General features: G+C 61.6%; 12 protein-coding genes. All 12 read right to left on the bottom strand.

Going from position 1 to position 17,506, the window contains the following annotated elements; translation table 11 throughout:
• Window positions 1–2: 2 nt before the first annotated feature.
• The 12 genes from GTP69_RS10240 to GTP69_RS10295 all read right to left on the bottom strand — a co-directional run bounded on the left by GTP69_RS10240 (window position 3) and on the right by GTP69_RS10295 (window position 17,489).
• Window positions 3–1,097, bottom strand: coding sequence for an ABC transporter permease (locus tag GTP69_RS10240; protein WP_371867884.1), 1,095 nt, complete (start codon window positions 1,095–1,097; stop codon window positions 3–5).
• Window positions 1,090–2,640 (bottom strand): sugar ABC transporter ATP-binding protein, encoded by a 1,551-nt coding sequence (locus GTP69_RS10245; RefSeq protein ID WP_161054792.1) that lies wholly within the window; start codon window positions 2,638–2,640, stop codon window positions 1,090–1,092. Before GTP69_RS10245 ends, GTP69_RS10240 begins: the two co-directional genes overlap by 8 nt.
• The gene (locus GTP69_RS10250; RefSeq protein WP_110849412.1) at window positions 2,640–3,605 is read right to left on the bottom strand and encodes an ABC transporter substrate-binding protein; all 966 of its coding nucleotides are present in this window, start codon (window positions 3,603–3,605) and stop codon (window positions 2,640–2,642) included. The genes GTP69_RS10245 and GTP69_RS10250 overlap by 1 nt, the downstream gene beginning before the upstream one ends.
• Window positions 3,606–3,715: 110 nt before the next feature.
• Window positions 3,716–6,142: a glycoside hydrolase family 127 protein gene (locus GTP69_RS10255; protein WP_161054793.1), complete on the bottom strand. Its 2,427-nt coding sequence runs from the start codon at window positions 6,140–6,142 to the stop codon at window positions 3,716–3,718.
• The gene (locus tag GTP69_RS10260; RefSeq protein ID WP_161054794.1) at window positions 6,142–7,155 is read right to left on the bottom strand and encodes an arabinan endo-1,5-alpha-L-arabinosidase; all 1,014 of its coding nucleotides are present in this window, start codon (window positions 7,153–7,155) and stop codon (window positions 6,142–6,144) included. Before GTP69_RS10260 ends, GTP69_RS10255 begins: the two co-directional genes overlap by 1 nt.
• A 13-nt stretch (window positions 7,156–7,168) precedes the next feature.
• Window positions 7,169–8,755: a glycoside hydrolase family 43 protein gene (locus tag GTP69_RS10265; protein ID WP_161054795.1), complete on the bottom strand. Its 1,587-nt coding sequence runs from the start codon at window positions 8,753–8,755 to the stop codon at window positions 7,169–7,171.
• A 4-nt stretch (window positions 8,756–8,759) separates the two neighbouring features.
• Window positions 8,760–10,310, bottom strand: coding sequence for an alpha-N-arabinofuranosidase (locus GTP69_RS10270; RefSeq protein ID WP_161054796.1), 1,551 nt, complete (start codon window positions 10,308–10,310; stop codon window positions 8,760–8,762).
• A gap of 18 nt (window positions 10,311–10,328) precedes the next feature.
• Complete coding sequence (locus GTP69_RS10275; RefSeq protein ID WP_161054797.1) at window positions 10,329–12,254, bottom strand: glycoside hydrolase family 97 protein; 1,926 nt, start codon at window positions 12,252–12,254, stop codon at window positions 10,329–10,331.
• A gap of 86 nt (window positions 12,255–12,340) precedes the next feature.
• A complete protein-coding gene (locus GTP69_RS10280) occupies window positions 12,341–13,108 on the bottom strand; it encodes an SDR family NAD(P)-dependent oxidoreductase (RefSeq protein WP_161054798.1) in 768 nt (255 codons plus the stop codon).
• A gap of 30 nt (window positions 13,109–13,138) precedes the next feature.
• Complete coding sequence (locus tag GTP69_RS10285; protein WP_161054799.1) at window positions 13,139–14,707, bottom strand: aldehyde dehydrogenase (NADP(+)); 1,569 nt, start codon at window positions 14,705–14,707, stop codon at window positions 13,139–13,141.
• Window positions 14,704–15,696: an AraD1 family protein gene (gene araD1 / locus GTP69_RS10290; protein WP_161054800.1), complete on the bottom strand. Its 993-nt coding sequence runs from the start codon at window positions 15,694–15,696 to the stop codon at window positions 14,704–14,706. The genes GTP69_RS10285 and araD1 overlap by 4 nt, the downstream gene beginning before the upstream one ends.
• Before the next feature lie 50 nt (window positions 15,697–15,746).
• Window positions 15,747–17,489 (bottom strand): IlvD/Edd family dehydratase, encoded by a 1,743-nt coding sequence (locus tag GTP69_RS10295; protein ID WP_161054801.1) that lies wholly within the window; start codon window positions 17,487–17,489, stop codon window positions 15,747–15,749.
• Window positions 17,490–17,506 lie beyond the last annotated feature (17 nt).

Consider the following 17,506-nt stretch of genomic DNA (forward strand, 5'->3'; position numbering starts at 1 on the left):
GCTCATTGTGCTTTACCTCCGCGGGCAGCCGGGAACGCGCGCCGCCACATGGTTTTGAACTCCGCCGACTGCGATACGCAAATCACGAACACCACCACCGACTTGACCACCATGTTGACCTCCGGCGGCAGACCGATGGAGTAGATGGTGTAAGTCAGCGTCTGGATGATCAAGGCGCCGATCACGCTGCCGGCCAGGTTGAATTTGCCGCCAGCCAGCGAAGTGCCACCCAGCGTCACGGCCAGGATGGCGTCCAGTTCCAGCAGCAGGCCGGCGTTGTTGGCGTCCGCGCTCTTGATGTTGGAAGTGATCATCAGGCCGGCCACACCGGCGCAGGCGCTGCAAAACACGTAGACAAAGAAGATCAGGACTGCCGTCTTCAGGCCGGCGAGACGCGCCGCCACCGGGTTGATGCCGACCGACTGGATAAACAGACCGAGCGCCGTCTTCCGCATTAACAGCGCGGTAACGACGAACACGGCGGCCACGATGTACAGTGAGAACGGCAAGCCAAACAGATAGCCGCTGCCGAGGAAGAAGAACGGCTGGTAGTAGACGGTGACGATCTGGCCATCGGTCAACAGCTGCGCCAGGCCGCGCCCCGCCACCATCAGGATCAGCGTAGCGACGATGGGTTGCAGGCCAAGGCCGGCCACCAGCGCGCCATTCCAGGCGCCGCACAGCAGCGCGGCGCCCATGGCGACGGCCAGCGCGATCCACATCGGCGTGTTGGCCACGTATTCCGGCGTGCCGTTGTTCATGACCATGGTGCCGCCGACCAGCATGGCGGCGACGGTGCCACTGATGGCGACGGTGGCACCGACCGAGATGTCGATGCCGCGCGTGGCGATCACCAGCGTCATGCCGATGGCGGCCAGAATCAGTGGCGCGGCGCGGTTGGCGATATCGATCAGGCTTCCGTACAGGTGGCCGTCCTTGATCTCCAGATGGAAGAAGCCAGGGACCATGATCAGGTCAATCAGCAGCAGGATCGCCAGTGCGGCCAGCGGACGGAATATGGGATGGTGCACAAACATGGGCAGACTCGGTTTGGTTGACGCGCCGGCTGCGGCGTTGCTGGCGGCGGGACTACGCATGCTGGTCCCCTGCTGCGATGACGTGCAGCACGGTGGTGTCGTCCAGCGCGCCGCGCGGGTATTCGCCGCCTTGCTTGCGGTCGCGCATGACGACGATGCGGTCGCTCACGCGCAGCACTTCGGGCAGCTCGGACGAAATGAACAGGATGGACATGCCTTTCTTGCACAGGGCCGAGACGTAGTCCATGATTTCCTGCTTGGCGCGCACGTCGATGCCGCGTGTTGGTTCGTCCAGGATCAGCAGCCGTGGATCGGTCACCAGCCAGCGCGCCAGCAGCACTTTCTGCTGATTGCCGCCGGAGAGCGAGCCTATTGGCGTTTCGATGCTGGCGGTCTTGATGCCGAGCGCCTTGACGTATTCTTCCGCCAGTTGCTGCTGGCGTTTCAACGGAATGGCGCGCAGGATGCCCATGCGGGCTTGCAGCGCCAGGATCAGGTTCTCGCGCACCGACAGTTCGAGGATCGCGCCTTCGTGCTTGCGGTCCTCCGAGCAGAAGCCGATGCCGGCGGCGATGGCGTCGCGCGGCGACGAGAAATTGCGCTCCTTGCCGTCAATGGTGATCGTGCCGGCATCGGCCTTGTCGGCGCCGAACAGCAGGCGCGCAGCCTCGGTACGGCCGGAGCCCAGCAGGCCGGCAAGGCCCAGCATTTCACCCTGGCCGATTTCCAGATCCATCGGCTGCAAGGCGCCCTTGCGGCTCAAGCCGACAGCACGCAGGAAGGAGCCGAAGCGCGAGCCGCCGCTGGCAGGCGCTTGCTCGGCATCCGCCTGCGCGACAGCGGGTGCTTGCGTAGCGGCCGGCGCACCAACCATCTTGTTGACCAGCTCCACGCGCGACAAATCGACGGCCAGGTATTCACCTTCCCGCTCGCCATTGCGCATCACCGTGATCCGATCCGAAATCGCATAGGTCTGATCGAGGAAGTGCGTCACAAACAGAATCGCCATGCCCTGCTCGCGCAAGCCACGCAAAACGCTGAACAGCAAATCCACTTCCTTCTCATCCAGCGAGGAAGTCGGCTCGTCCAGAATCAGCACCTTGGCCGACACCAGCAGCGAACGCGAAATCGCCACCATCTGCTGAATCGCCAACGGATACTGCGCCAGCGGCGCCGTCACATCGATCCGAATCTGCATCCGCTCCAGCAGCGCCGTGGCCTGCGTCGCCATGCTGGCCCAATCGATGCGTCCCAGCTTGCGCGGATAACGGCCAATAAAGATATTCTCCGCCACCGACAAATTCGGGCAGAGATTCACTTCCTGATAAACAGTGCTGATGCCATGGTGCTGCGCATCCAGCGTGGACTGCGGCTGGATCGCCTGGCCGGCCAGTAGAATCTGGCCCTGATCCGGCGCATACACACCGGTCAGCACCTTGATCAAAGTCGACTTACCGGCGCCGTTCTGGCCCATCAGCGTATGCACTTCACCGGGATACAGATTGAGCGACACTCCACTCAACGCCTGTACACCGGTGAAAGCCTTGCTGATGCCGCGCAGCTCCAGCACCGGATTCATGGGTGCGGAAGAATTCATCGTCATCAGTATTTACGGTTCGGGAATTCCTTGGCTGCGACGTCGGCCGGGAATACGCCTTCTTGCGTCACAACGCGCTTGGGTACAGGCTTGCCGGCGACGACATCCTTCGCCAGCTGCATCAGCTGAGGACCGAGCAGCGGATTGCACTCCACCGTCACGTTCAGCTTACCGGCGATCATGGCCTCAAACGCGCCTTTGACGCCATCGATGGAAATCACCAGGATATCTTTGCCCGGTTTCAGGCCGGCTTCCTCAATCGCCTGGATCGCGCCGATGGCCATATCGTCATTGTGCGCATACAGCACGTTGATCTTCTTACCCTCGGCTTTCAGGAAGGCTTCCATCACCTCCTTGCCCTTGGCGCGGGTGAAGTCGCCGGTCTGCGAGCGGATCACCTTCAACTTTGGATTGCCGGCGATGACTTCTTCAAAGCCGTTCTTGCGGTCCAGCGCAGGCGCCGAGCCTACGGTGCCTTGCAGTTCAACGATATTCAAAACAGCATCAGGCGTTTTCTTTTGACGCTCTACCAGCCAGCGGCCGGCGCGGCGGCCCTCTTCCACGAAGTCCGAGCCGAGGAAGGTCACGTACAGCGACGGATCGCTGACCTTGACCGCGCGGTCGGTCAGGATCACAGGAATCTTGGCGCGCTTGGCTTCCAGCAGCACCGTATCCCAGCCCGATTCCACCACCGGCGAGAACGCAATCACGTCCACGCGCTGGGCGATAAAGGAGCGGATGGCCTTGACCTGGTTTTCCTGCTTTTGCTGGGCGTCGGCGAATTTGAGGGTGACGCCTTCCTTCTTGGCGGCGTCCTTGATCGAGACGGTATTCGCGGTGCGCCACTCACTTTCGGCGCCGACCTGCGAGAAACCGATCACCAACGGCTTAGCGGCGAAGGCGGATGGCACGCTCAGGGTGATGGCGGCGGCCAAAGCGGTGACCAATACGGTTCTGCGATTGCATGTCATGGCAAGTCTCCTGATAAGTTTTTTTATATTGTTATTTGGATCAATACTATGAGAAACATAAATATCTATCCAATGATATTTTCACACTCTGCGATATCTTTTTTGGTATATCAACGCAGCAGGCGCAGCCCGTACAGCCCTCCGGCCACCGAGCCGTCACGGGCGACAAACTTGATTACCAGCTTTCCCGCCTGAGCGGCGCCGGGGGAAATAGGGTAGTCGCGGGTGTACAGCTCCTGTGACGCGCTGGCGTCGAGACGCACTTCGGCCAGCAGCTTGTCGTTGACAAGAATATCGAAACGGCGTCCCGCATCCAGTTTTGAATATGTCAGCCTTAGGCTGCGGGCTTCGCCTTTCTTGTCGGTCAGGTCGTAGCTGAACCAGCTGGTCGCATGGCGCCAGTGCTTGCCCTTGTTAATGCCAGCGTCGGCGCCTTCCGCCTTGAAGAAGTGGTCGGACTCCGGCTGCTGCTCGCCCGGCGCCACCTGGTCGATGGTCTGCGCGTCCAACGCCAGACGCTCTTTCTCATCCTCGGCCGCCTTGGCGCGGCGCTGGGCCAGATCGCCTGGCGTGGAATACGGCCAGTAGACGACGTAGCGCGCATCGTGCACGCGGAAGAACGGCACGAAGGTGGTCGGGCCGGCGTCCACCGACTGCACCAGTCCCGGCGCGGTAAAGGTCAATGGCCGGCCGGGGACGGGACGGAAGCGGTTAGCAAAAGCCGCGCTGCCGCTGACCAGCACCGGCGCCTGCTCCAGCGGACATACAGGGCCGCTGGCGATGTGGCCCATGCGGCTGTCGTCAGCCAGGTAGTTCAGCTGCTCGCCGGGGAATGGATTGGTTTTTGCGGCCAGCACCACAGGGCCGTGCAGCACGGCGTAGTAAGCGGATTTGTCGGGCATCTGCTCCAGCCGCGTTGTCATCGGCAGGCGGATTTCGACCTTGTCGCCATCGCGCCATGCGCGACGCACGTTGACGTAACGGTCGGCGCCAATGGCGGCGGCTACCGGCTTGCCGTTGACGGTGATCCGCAAAGCGCCCTGCTCCACCCATTCGGGATAACGGATCTTCAGCGTGAAGGTCTTGTTACCCTTGACGGTGATGGTGCTGCGGTCTTGATCCGGGAAGCGGTTGGCCTGGCGGATTTGCACGCCCTGCTCGCGCCAATCCAGCGTGGATGGGATGAACAGGTTGACGTACAGGCTGTCGCCGCGATGGGCGTAGATGAATTCACCGTACTTGGCGTGGCTTTCCAGCCCGGAGCCAACGCAGCACCACATGGCTTTCTGCGGCTGCGAATAGACGCGGTAGTGATTCGGCCGCATCGGCGTGAAGTAGACGAAGCCGCCGCTATCTGGCCGCTGAGATGACAATATATGGTTGTACAGCGCGCGCTCGTAGTAGTCGGCGTAGCTGCCTTTTGCGTCGCCGAGGAACAGCAGCTCGGTGAGCTTGAGCATATTGTAGGTGTTGCAGGTCTCCGGGCCTTCCACTTCTTCGATCATCGGGCCGAAGTCTTTATCGTCGTGGAAGTGCTCCTTGACGCTGTTGCCGCCGATGGCGACGGTGCGGTGATCGTGGACGGTCTGCCAGAAGAAAGCAGCGGCTTGTTGCCAGTCTTTGCGGCTGGTGATGTCGCCGATGCGTTTGAAACCGATGACTTTCGGGATCTGCGTATTGGCGTGCAGGCCGGTGAGCTGGTCCTTGTTTTCTTCCAGCGGGCGCAGGATGGCTTGATGGGAGAAGCGGATCGCCAGGTCCATGTACTTCTGCTGGCCGGTCATCTGTGCGACGTCGGCCAGCACTTCGTTCATGCCGCCGTGCTCCGCGCGCAGCATGGATTGCATTTGTTCGTCGCTCAGGTGCGAGGTCAGGTCCAGGGTCCAGTCGCACAGGGCGATCAGCATGGCGCGGGCATCCTGGTTGTTGGCGTAGGTATAGGCGTCGCGCAGGCCGGCGTAGGTTTTGTGGAGGTTGTACCACGGGACCCATTTGCCGTTGACCGAGAAGTTATCGGCTTGCAGTTTGCCTTGGGCGATGTCGCGCCATGCGGACGCGCCGCCGGGGACGCCGCCAATATAGCCATCACCATTGGCTCGCTGGCAGCGTTTGAGTTCTGCGACGAAGTAGTTCAGGCGCTTGGAGACTTCTTCATCGCCGGTGGATGCGTACATCAAGGCGAGCGCCGACAGGTAATGGCCGCCCATGTGGCCATCAAGGCCGGTGGCCTCCCAGTTGCCGTAGGTCGGCTGCTTGAGCGGCAGGCCGGCTTCGCGCAGGAATGGCGCCAGCAGGCGGTCGGCGTCCAGCGACAGGATGTAGCGCAAATCGGTGCGTTGCGCTTCCAGGAAAGGACTCGGCCCAAGGCGCACGGCGTTCAGCGGGAACAGCACGACCGTCCCCTGCGACGCGGCGGTATCCTCAGCCCGCGCGGCCGGCGTCACAGCGGCAAACGCGCCATGCGACGCCACCGTGGCAGCTGCGCCGGCGGCCAACTTCAACGTGTGGCGGCGGGAGGATGTGCGCGGGCTGGCCATTATTTCGCCGGCAGCTGGTTGCTGCGGTATTTATTCAAATCCGCCTGATCGACCGTCGGCCAGCCGGTGGCGTCAAACTTCATCTCCATGATCTTGAGCTTTTGCAGATAATTATCCGCAGTCTCATACGCATGCAGCACCAGGTAATCCTTGCCGTCCATGGTGTAAGCACTATTGTGGCCCAGGCCCTTCCAGTCCTTGTCACCCGCGATCACCAGCGTGCCGCCGCCCTTCATCATGTCAACGCCGTTCTTGTCCAGATACGGCCCCGCCACTTCCTTCGAGCGGCCGACCATCACATGGTAAGTGCTGTCAGCCTTCTTGCAGCACAGTCCAAACGACACAAACAAATAATAGTAATCGCCCTTCTTGAAGATAAACGGCGCCTCGATCTCGCCCGGCCCCGCCTTCTCGGTGGCCGCCGCTTCGCCGCTGGTGCGGCTGGCAATCGCATGCCACTCCTGCGGCTCCGCGATGCCAGTCCACTCCTTATTCAGCTTGACCAGTTTCAGCCCGCTCCAGAAAGAACCGAACGACATCCACGCATTGCCCTTGCCATCCTCAATCACATTCGGATCGATGGCGTTCCAGTCGTCGCGCACCGGCACCGACTGCAACACCATCCCCTTATCCACCCACTTGTAGTCGGGAGAATGTGGATTGAGCGTTTTATTAACGGTGACGCCAATGCCGGATGTGTTCTTGCCAAAGCCCGAAACGGAATAATACAAATAGTATTGACCGTCATGGAACTGGATGTCCGGCGCCCAGATATGGTCGTCAAACGTCGGCGCTGCTTTCTTCGCCCACACCGGCTGGCCCTTGAACACGCGGCCCTCCGGCGTCCAGTTCTTCATATCCTTCGAACTGTAGAAAGTGATACCCGGCCCTGTGCTGAACACATAGTAGGTATCGCCCTCCTTCGCCATTACCGGATCATGCACGCTGACTTCCTTGGCCGAGCATCCCATGGCCGCCAACGCCAACGCCACCGTCGATAAAACATACTTCATTGCGAACCTCTTCTTAATTACCCGTACGGGCGCCCCAGATGGACACACCGTCCACCGATTGCGCCGTCCACGTCACCACAAACGCGCTGGCGTTGGTATTCCACTGGCGCGACAACACGCCAGAGAAAGTGCCGGTCGAGCCGAGCATCAGGGTGACCTTGTTACTGCCATCATGCTTCCACGTACCCGTCGCCGCGCCGGTGACCGTGCCATCCGACGCCAGCAGAACATTCGCCGACGGCTTGATCGTCGTCGTAATATCCTTGCCGTGGTTGACCATCTTGTACGTGCCCACAGCATCGGCCGCCGTCACCTCAGCCGACAGCGCGGTCGCATTCTTGCTGAGCGGCGCGTAGCGGAACGGCGCCACCACCGGCCAACCATCGGCATTGATGAACATCTCATGCACACGAATCTGATGCAGTTCGCCCTGATTCGGGAAGCGCGTATGGAAGATCAGGAAGTGCTGGCCGGTCGACGCTTCATAGTATGCCGAGTTGTGGCCCGGCGATACATAACCCAGCGGCGTTCCGGTCTCGCCGGACGCCAGCGCGAACTGGTAGTTCCCCATGATCTTCTGACCGTACGGCGCGATCGACGCATCGTCAAACAGCGGCAGCGCCGGATTGGCCTTGACGTTGGCCATATCGGTGCCCTTCGCGTCCACATACGGACCGTCCGGATTCAGCGACCGCGATACGCGCATGTTGTACGCACCATTTGCATCCAGCCCGCCAAAGGACGTGAACAGGTAGTAGAACTTCGACTGCGGGCTATACAGCACATAGGCGCCTTCGATGCGAGCGTGGTTACCGCCCAGCAGATGCTTGCCGTAGCCCTGGCCCGGTTTCTGCAAACCGGTGGTGGTATCCATCTCCAGAATGAAGATGCCGCCCGAGTAGGAGCCGTAGATCATCCACAGCTTGCCGTTCTGGTCGAAGAAAGTGTTCGGGTCCACCACGTTGGGCATGGTCAGCGCATCGTAGATCGTCACGCCGTCCTCGCCCGGCAAGCCCCACATGCCCGATTTGAGCAGGATCTGCTTGTTGACGTATGGGCCTTCTACCTTGTCCGCCACCGCGACACCCAGCGCTGAGCGCGGGGAGTCGCCTTTACAGGCGCAGTAGTAGTGATAGAACTTGCCGTCGGCGAGTTTGACCACGTCCGGCGCCCACAGGTCCGTGACCTGCGCCCAGGCGAAAGTATCGGCCAGCGCGGTCACCACGTTGTTGAACAGCGGATTGGTGGCGGTCACGTTGTCGGCGATCTTGGTCCAGTTCATCAGATCCGTCGACTTGGCCGCAGCCAGGTGCGAACCGAAGACGTAGAACGTGCCGTCCACCTTGATGACTGATGGATCGTGAACCGAGGCTTCGGCAAACGTGATGGCCGTAGGCGCCGGCGTTGGCACCGGCGTTGGCGTTGGCGTAGGTGTCGGAGTGGGCGTCGGTGTCGGCGTTGGCGCGGGCGTTGGCGCGGGCGTCGGTGTCGGCGTGGCGGCGACGGTGCTGCCGCCGCCCCCGCCACCGCAGCCGGCCAGCACCAGCGCTACGCCGCCGGCCGTAATCACCTTGCGGCGCGTGATTTTGATATCGTCCACGCGCTTACTCCACCGCTACCACGATGACTGCCTTGGCCGGAACCTTGACCGTCAGCTTGCCATCCGCACCGGCTGCTGCGCTGAACGCCACAGGCTTGATCGCATTCGGCGACTGGAAGGTGTTATGCGTATCCATGGCCGATGCCGTCAGCAGATTGCCCTTCACCGACTTGATGCTCTGGCCCGGAATATTCAACGCTACATCGGCAGCCTTGTTCGGATTGGTGTTCACCAGCGCCACATACAGCTTGCCGTCCGCACCACGCGCGGCCGAAGCGCTAATCTCAGGCACCTTGAAACCGCCAGCGCTGTAGTCCGGATTATCCTTCAACGACACCGGCAGCGAGGTCGCGCCCTGGAACGGCACATACATCTGGTAAGCGTAGTAGGTTGGCGTCAGCAGCATCTTGTCCTTGTCGGTGATGATCATCGACTGCAGCACGTTGACCATCTGCGCGATATTCGTCATCCGCACGCGATCCGCGTGGGCATGGAAGATGTTGAAGTTGAGCGCCGCGACCACTGCATCGCGCAGCGTATTTTGCTGGAACAGGAAGCCAGGATTGGTGCCCTTCTCCACGTCATACCAGGTCCCCCACTCGTCCACCAGCAGGCCCAGTTTTTTCTCCGGGTCGTTCTTGTCCATGGCGGCGCTGTTTTTCTGGATGTGCGTTTCCATGCGCAGCGTGTTGGACAAGGTGGAGATCCACTCGTTTTCCTGGAAGCCGGTCGAAGCGCCCTTCACTTCCCACTTGCCGGTCGGGATGGTGTAATAGTGGAAGCTGATGCCGTCGGTTTGCTTCTTCAGTTCCTTGCTCAGCACCTCGGACCAGGTCACGTCATTGTCGTTGCCGCCGCTGGCGATGATCTTCGGGCGATATTGCTTAGGCGCGCGCAGGAAGGTCTCAACCTGCTTGTACAGGTCCGAATAGTACTGCGGACTCATATTGCCGCCGCAGCCCCAGGCCTCGTTACCGACCGCGAAGTACGCCACCTTGAACGGTTTGTCGTGGCCATTCTTGCGGCGCATATTGGCCAGCGTCGATTTGCTGTCGGAGGTCATGTACTCCACCCACTCCGACATTTCTTGCGCGCTGCCGGTGCCCAGGTTGCCGTTGACGTAGGCGTCCGCGCCCAGCATCTCTACCAGATCGAAGAATTCGTGCGTGCCGACGGCGTTGGATTCGTCCACGCCGCCCCAGTTGGTGTTGACCTTGACCGGACGCTTCTCGCGCGCGCCAATGCCGTCGCGCCAGTGGTATTCGTCGGCGAAGCAACCGCCCGGCCAGCGCACCAGCGGCACGTGGATGTCTTTCAGCGCGCCGACCACGTCGTTACGCCAGCCCTTGGTATTCGGGATCTTCGATTTCGGACCGACCCACAGGCCTTCATAAATGCCGGTGCCCAGGTGTTCTGCGAACTGGCCGTAGACGTCCTTATTAATCACCGCACCTGGCTTGCCGGTGTCGATGGTCAGGCTGACCGCATCGGCAGCGAATGCGCCGCCGGCGGTCATCATGCACAGTGCGAGTACACCACGTTGGATTGGGTTCATTTCTCAGTCTCCTTGATTTTATAGTTGGATGACAAAGCCGCCGTGCGGCTTGATGGTTACTGCTACTTTTTTGCCGGCAGCGATGCTGCGCTGGCTAAAATTGCGCGGGCCGTCGCCATCGGTGATGATGACGCCCTGCTTGTTGCCGATGAAGGACAGGTCCAGCGTCAGCGTTTTGTCGGTGGTTCCGCCGTTGATGCCGGCGATGTACCAGGTGTCGCCGGCGCGGCGGGCGATGACGGCGTATTTGCCCGGATAGCCGTCCACCAGGCGGCTGTCGTCCCAGCTACGCGGTAGCTTTTGCAGGAAGGTCTTTACGTAGTCCGGCGCGGTGGCCATGCCTTCCGGCGTGTCGGCAAAATGCTGGATGCCGGACAGGTACAGCACCGAGGTAGCCAGTTCAAAGCCGTTGCGGCTGGCGCGCTTGATGTTGGGGATGTCGCCGAACACCATCGGCGTGAAGTCCATCGGGTCGAACAGGTTGCGCGTGAATGGCAGCATCGCGGCGTGGCTTGGCATCAAATCCTGGTCCTTCTGTTCGAAGGTGGTGTACTCGAAGCCGCGGATCGCTTCCATGGTCATCAGGTTGGGCCAGGTGCGCGCCCAGCCGCGCGGCAGCGTGGAGCCGTGGAAGTTGACCAGCAGGCCGGCATCAGCGGCGTCGCGCAGGATGTCGTTGTAGTAGGCGATCATCGACTGGCCGTCGCCGGCGAAAAAGTCGATCTTCAGGCCTTTGATGCCGATGTCGCTCAAAAGCTTGAATTCTTTTACGCGCTGTTCGTGCGTGAGCAGCTGGCCTTTGGGCGTGTATTCAGTTTTGTTCCAGGCGCCGGACGAGTTATACCAGAGGATCAGGCCTACGTTTTTGGTGGCGGCGTAATCGGCCAGTTCCTTGATCTTGTCGTAGCCGATGTTGCGGTCCCAGTTGACGTCGATAAGGGTGTAGTCCCACTTCATGTCGGCGGCGTAGTCGATGAATTTCTTCTGTACGTCGTAGACTATGGAGTCGTCTTTCAGGATCGCCCAGCTCCACGACGCGTGGCCAGGCTTGACGCGCGTGGCGTCGAAGTCGACGGCGGGTGCGGCCAGGTCGGTGCCGAGCGTGGAGTTGGTGACGGTGGCCAGTGAGCCGAGGGCGATGACGCGCCATGGGGAGGTCAGCGTGCCCTCCGTTTCCGCCAGCAGGCCGCCGTTGGTATAGACCTCGGCCGGCATCGGGTTGCCGATGCTGTATATGCCGCCGCTGGACTCTTGTGCGAGGCGCGAGGCTTGCCAGCTGCCGTCCATATTCGCTTCGGAGATGGCTACCCAGTTGGCGCCGGTCTTGAACAGTGCGGGGAATACCCATCCTGCTTCGGTCGGCGATTTGGTGCCGGCCGCGATCTCCATCTGGTAGTGCTCTTCGTAGGATGGATTGGTGTTGCTCCAGCCGGTTTGGGCGACGGCCATTGGTTGCAACCAGGCCTTGGCACCGCTTGGCAGCGCGAAGGTGGTGTGTTCCTGTACCAGTTTTTTCAGCGGCAGCGAGGTGTCGGCGACGATGTAGCGGAAGGCTACGCCGTCGTTCGACACGCGGAAGACGATGTCGATCTTCTGCTGCTTTTTGTTTTGCAGCGACCAGGTTTGTTCGTTGGCGCGGTAGGTGATGTCTTTGCGTTTGCCGACTGCCATCTGGTAGTGGTCCTCGACCGCGCGCGGCGTGGAGGTCGTCAGCAGCGTCAGGTCGTTGGTCAGGTCGGCGCCGGCCAGTTGCAGGCCGAGATCGGAGGCCTGCAGGACTGGCTTGCCGTCGCGGGCGATGGCATAGGTCAGCCGGCCGTCAGTCTGGCCCACGGTGACGGCGATGTGATTGTCCGGGCTATGCAGCGCGGCAGAAGGTTGCGCGGCGGCGGCCAGGGATGCGGCGGCGCAGGTCAGCGCCGTGACTACGGTTGTCTTCACCATGTTCCTACCATTTATATGGTTGCGATACCCCGCCGCGTCGATGCGCGGTGTCTCCGGGGGCGAACGGTGCTGCTACTGCGTGTGACTTATACCCAGCCTGCGTCGACGATGAATTCCTGCGCGGTGCACATGGCGCCGTCGTCGGCGGCCAGGAACAGCACCATCGATGCCACGTGCTGCGGCATCAGCTTGTTCTGCAAGCACTGGTTACGCTTGATGTCTTCTTCGCCCGCTTCGTCCAGCCACAGGTCGATCTGGCGCTGGGTCATTACCCAGCCCGGCGTGACCGTGTTGACGCGGATGCCGTGGGAGCCGAATTCGCGCGCCAGGCCACGGGTCAGGCCATGCGTGGCAGCCTTGGTGGTGGCGTAGGCCGGATAGCCGGCATTCTTGACATGCCACGAGATCGAGCCGATGTTGATGATCGAGCCGGCGCCCTTTTTCTGCATGCCCTGCAGGACAGCCTGGCAGGTGAAGAACATCGGACGCTGGTTGATGGCGATGCACTTGTCCCAGAAATCGGGCGTGACGTCGGCGGTTTCGTGGCGCTGGTCGTTGGCGGCGTTATTCACCAAAATATCGAAGTCGCCAACCAGGCCGGCCAGTTCGGTGATGGTGGCCTGCAGCGCAGGGATGTCTGTAATGTCACACTGGCGGAACAGCGGTTCGGGATAGCCGGCTTCCTTCACGCGGCGGATCAGCGCCAGGCTGGCATCGCGGGCGATGTCGACGAAAGCGACTTGCGCTCCCTGCTCTGCGAAGGAAATCACCATGGCTTCACCGATGCCGGTGCCGCCGCCGGTAATGAATACGCGCTTGCCGCGCAGGCTGCCGAACTTGGCCAGTTGTGTCATACAGTCTCCCTGATTTTTATCGCTGTTTTTTTAGTTACGAGTCAATTCACCTTCGCGGCGCAGCCAGGTGGCTGAGCCGTTGTCGCGCAGGACTTCAGGCAGCAAGCCTTGCGACAGGTTCTGATAGCACACCGGACGCAGGAAACGCGAAATCGCCCCCGTGCCGACCGACGTCGTGCGGCCATCCGAAGTCGATGGGAACGGACCGCCGTGCACCATGGCGCTGCATACTTCCACGCCGGTTGGATAGCCGTTGGCCAGAATCCGGCCGACTTTACGCTCCAGCACCGGCAGCAGCGACTGCGCCGCTTCCAGATCGCCTTCGTCCATCATCAGCGTGGCAGTCAGCTGGCCTTCCAGCTTCTCCGTGACCTGGCGCAGTTCCGCCACGTCCTTGCACACTACGACCAGCGACGCCGGGCCAAAAATCTCTTCCTGCAATGCGTGCTGCGACAGGAACGATGCCGCCGACGACACGAACAGCGCCGGCGCGCCCTTGCCTTCCGCTTGTGGCGCCAAGGCCAGCGTCTTCACGTCCGCATGTTCAGCCAACTGATTCACGCCGCGCGCGAAGTTACCGGCGATCCCCGGCGACAGCATCGAGCAGGCGGCGCCACCCACCAGCGCGTGCGAAGCGGCGGCGGTGAAGCGTTGCAGGTCCGGACCATCAATCGCCAGCACCAGGCCAGGATTGGTGCACATCTGGCCCACGCCCAGCGTCAGCGAGGCGGCGAAACCGGCGGCGATATCTTCGGCGCGGTTCTTAAGCGCCTGCGGCAGCAGGAACACAGGATTGATCGAGCTCATTTCCGCATATACGGGAATCGGCACCGGACGCGCAGCGGCAGCCGCCATCAGCGCCAGACCACCACCACGCGAACCGGTAAAGCCGACCGCCTTGATGGCTGGATGACGCACCAGCTCAATGCCCAGCTCATTGCCTACACCGGTCAGCAGCGAGAACACGCCGGCCGGCAGGCCGCAGATCTCAACCGCTTTGACGACAGCGCGGCCAACCAGCTCCGAGGTGCCTGGGTGCGCAAAGTGCGCCTTCAGCACCACCGGGCAGCCGGCGGCCAGCGCCGACGCGGTATCGCCGCCAGCGACAGAAAAAGCCAACGGGAAGTTACTGGCCGCGAAAACAGCCACAGGGCCAAGGCCGATCATGCGCATGCGCAGGTCGGGACGCGGCGGCGTCCGATCCGGCAGAGCTTTGTCAAAGCGCACATCGTGCCACGAGCCTTCGCGCAGCAGGTTGGCAAACAGTTTCAGCTGGCCGACCGTGCGGCCACGCTCACCTTCCACGCGGGCGCGCGGCAGGCTGGTTTCTTCCATCACGCGCTCGACCAGCACATCGCCCAGCGCCATAATCTGCTCGCCGATGGTTTCGAGGAAGTAGGCGCGCTTGTCGTCGCTCAGCGCGCGGAAGGTGTCGAATGCTTCGTCGGCCAGGCGGCAGGCCTGGTCGATCTGCGATGCGTCCACGGTGCGGAACTCAGGTTCGATGACCTGGCCCAGCGCCGGGTTGTACGCACGGACGCCGGCGCCCGTGCCCTTGACGGCTTTGCCGCCGATCAGTGCATCACCAGTAATAATCATAAGGTTTTCACTTTCGCGACTTCGGTTTTGTACACGGCCAGCTTGTTGCGCAGCGCCGGGCCAAATTGCGGCGAATCGATTTCAAAGGTTTCGCCAGGCTGCACCACGATGTTGTCGGCCACGCTCAGGGTGGCGGTGCCGAAGAAGTGCACATGCACGTCGCCCGGACGCTTGAACAGCGGGTACTTGAAGTGATGGTGTTCCAGGTTGGCGATGGTGTGCGACATATTCTGTTCGCCGCTGAAGAATGGCTTCTCCCAGCGTACCTTGCCTTCCTTGTCGTAGATGCGCGAGGTGCCTTCAATGCTGGCTGGCGCTTCGCCGACCAGCAGCGCCGGACCCAGGCCGCAGACGCGCAGCTTGGAGTGCGCCAGGTACAGGTAGTTCTGGCGCTCGGTCACATGGTCCGAGAACTCGTTACCGATGGCGAAACCGACGCGGTATGGCTGGCCGTCGTCGCCGATCACATACAGGCCTGCGACTTCCGGCTCTTCGCCGCCGTCCAGCGCGAAGTCCGGCATCGACAGGTCCTGGCCGCTGGCGGCGACGATGGAACCATCGCCCTTGTAGAACCATTCCGGCTGCACGCCAGCTTCACCGGCGGCTGGCTTGCCGCCTTCCACGCCCATGCGGAACATCTTCATGGAGTCGCTCAGCGACTCGACGTCGCCGCCGATTTTCTTGTGCATGGCGTCGCGGGTGTCGGCGGAGCCGAGGTGGGTAAGGCCGGTGCCGGTGACGTAGGTGTGGGCGTCGTCGGTGTGATCGAGTGGCGACAGAAGGCGGCCGGCTGCGGCCACGGCGTCGAAGGCGGCAGTTTGCGCGCCGACCACTTTATCCACCAGCGCGGCCAGGCCGACCGATTTGCGGATCGCATCCTGGGCCAGCGCGTAGGTGGTGCTGTAGCCATCGATGATGCGGATGGTGTTCTGCTCCAGCACGCCGACCTGGCGCGCGCCTTGTTCGTTTTTGAATTGTACGAGTAACATGGGGTCTCCTTGGAATCACGCCCTCCGTAGAGGGCGCGACAAAGTGTTATTTAGTGCGAGTGGCGCGGTACCGCGGAGCCGCGGTTACCGACCAGGAAGTCGAAGTCGCAGCCTTCGTCGGCTTGCAGCACGTGCTCGATGTACAACTGCTGGTAGCCGGTCTTGGGACCAGGCGCGCTGCCCTGCACGCGGACCGCCTGGCGTGCCGCCATCTCTTCGTCCGAAATCTCCAGGTTCAGCAAGCCGCCGGCGCAGTCCAGCGTGATGTAGTCGCCATCCTTGACGATGCCCAGCGGGCCGCCGGCCATGGCTTCCGGCGCCACGTGCAGCACCACGGTGCCGTAAGCGGTGCCCGACATGCGCGCATCCGAAATCCGCACCATGTCCTTTACGCCAGCCGCCAGCAGCTTGGGCGGCAGGCCCATATTGCCCACTTCCGCCATGCCCGGATAACCTTTCGGGCCGCAGTTCTTCATCACCAGCACCGAGTCCTTATCGACGTCCAGGTCCGGATCCATGATGCGCGATTTATAGTGCTCGAAATCTTCAAACACCACGGCCTTGCCGCGATGCTGCATCAGTTCAGGGGTAGCAGCCGATGGCTTCAGCACCGCGCCGCGTGGCGCCAGGTTGCCGCGCAAGATGCAGATGCCGCCGTCCTTGCGGATCGGGTTATCCAGCGTGCGGATTACTTCTTCATCGTAGATTGGCGCATCGACGCAATTTTCCCAGATGGTCTTGCCGTTGACGGTCAGCGCGTTCGGGTGCGGCAGAATGTTACCGTCGCCCATGCGGCGGATTACGCCAGGCAGGCCGCCTGCATAGTAGAACTCTTCCATCAGGAAGCGGCCCGATGGCAGCAGGTCGACGATGGTCGGCGTGCCGCGGCCCACACGGGTCCAGTCTTCCAGTTCCAGATCGACACCGATACGGCCAGCGATGGCTTTCAGGTGGATCACCGCGTTGGTCGAACCGCCGATGGCGGCGTTGACGCGGATCGCGTTTTCAAAATTCTCTTTGGTCAGGATCTTCGACAGCTTCAGGTCCTGCTTCACCATCTCGACGATGCGAATGCCCGACATGTGGGCCAGCACGTAGCGGCGCGCATCCACTGCAGGGATAGCGGCGTTGTGCGGCAGCGAGGTGCCCAGCGATTCAGCCATGCAGGCCATGGTCGATGCGGTGCCCATGGTATTGCAGGTGCCGGCGGAGCGCGAGTGGCCCGCTTCTGCGCCAATGAATTCGTGCATAGAGATTTCACCAGCTTTCACTTGCTCATGCAGCTGCCATACAGCAGTGCCGGAGCCGATATTTTTACCGTTCAGTTTGCCGTTCAGCATAGGGCCGCCGGTAACTACGATGGTCGGGATATCAACCGAAGCAGCGCCCATCAGCAGCGCCGGGGTGGTCTTGTCGCAACCGACCAGCAGTACCACGCCGTCCATCGGATTGCCGCGGATCGATTCTTCCACGTCCATCGACGCCAGGTTACGGGTCAGCATGGCGGTAGGACGCAGGTTCGATTCGCCGTTGGAGAACACTGGGAATTCAACCGGGAAGCCGCCGGCTTCGTAGATGCCGCGCTTGACGTGTTCCGCCAGTTTGCGGAAATGGGCGTTGCAGGGTGTTAGTTCAGACCAGGTATTGCAGATGCCGATAATCGGCTTGCCTTCGAATTCGTGATCAGGAATGCCCTGATTTTTCATCCAGCTACGGTACATGAAACCGTTTTTGTCTTGGGTACCAAACCACTCGGCGGAGCGCAGCTTCACCTTTTTGTCATTCTCAGACATGCAATTCTCCTCAGTAT

It is taken from the genome of Duganella levis, from assembly GCF_009857605.1.
GTDB classification, from domain to species: domain Bacteria; phylum Pseudomonadota; class Gammaproteobacteria; order Burkholderiales; family Burkholderiaceae_D; genus Rugamonas; species Rugamonas levis.

What these genes read in the sequence shown, in the direction of transcription:
- GTP69_RS10285 (WP_161054799.1), bottom strand. Translation starts at nt 14,707, where the DNA reads ATGATTATTACTGGTGATGCACTGATCGGCGGCAAAGCCGTCAAGGGC.
- GTP69_RS10295 (WP_161054801.1), bottom strand. Translation starts at nt 17,489, where the DNA reads ATGTCTGAGAATGACAAAAAGGTGAAGCTGCGCTCCGCCGAGTGGTTT.
- GTP69_RS10255 (WP_161054793.1), bottom strand. Translation starts at nt 6,142, where the DNA reads ATGGCCAGCCCGCGCACATCCTCCCGCCGCCACACGTTGAAGTTGGCC.
- GTP69_RS10260 (WP_161054794.1), bottom strand. Translation starts at nt 7,155, where the DNA reads ATGAAGTATGTTTTATCGACGGTGGCGTTGGCGTTGGCGGCCATGGGA.
- GTP69_RS10240 (WP_371867884.1), bottom strand. Translation starts at nt 1,097, where the DNA reads ATGCGTAGTCCCGCCGCCAGCAACGCCGCAGCCGGCGCGTCAACCAAA.
- GTP69_RS10280 (WP_161054798.1), bottom strand. Translation starts at nt 13,108, where the DNA reads ATGACACAACTGGCCAAGTTCGGCAGCCTGCGCGGCAAGCGCGTATTC.
- araD1 (WP_161054800.1), bottom strand. Translation starts at nt 15,696, where the DNA reads ATGTTACTCGTACAATTCAAAAACGAACAAGGCGCGCGCCAGGTCGGC.
- GTP69_RS10270 (WP_161054796.1), bottom strand. Translation starts at nt 10,310, where the DNA reads ATGAACCCAATCCAACGTGGTGTACTCGCACTGTGCATGATGACCGCC.
- GTP69_RS10245 (WP_161054792.1), bottom strand. Translation starts at nt 2,640, where the DNA reads ATGACGATGAATTCTTCCGCACCCATGAATCCGGTGCTGGAGCTGCGC.
- GTP69_RS10275 (WP_161054797.1), bottom strand. Translation starts at nt 12,254, where the DNA reads ATGGTGAAGACAACCGTAGTCACGGCGCTGACCTGCGCCGCCGCATCC.
- GTP69_RS10250 (WP_110849412.1), bottom strand. Translation starts at nt 3,605, where the DNA reads ATGACATGCAATCGCAGAACCGTATTGGTCACCGCTTTGGCCGCCGCC.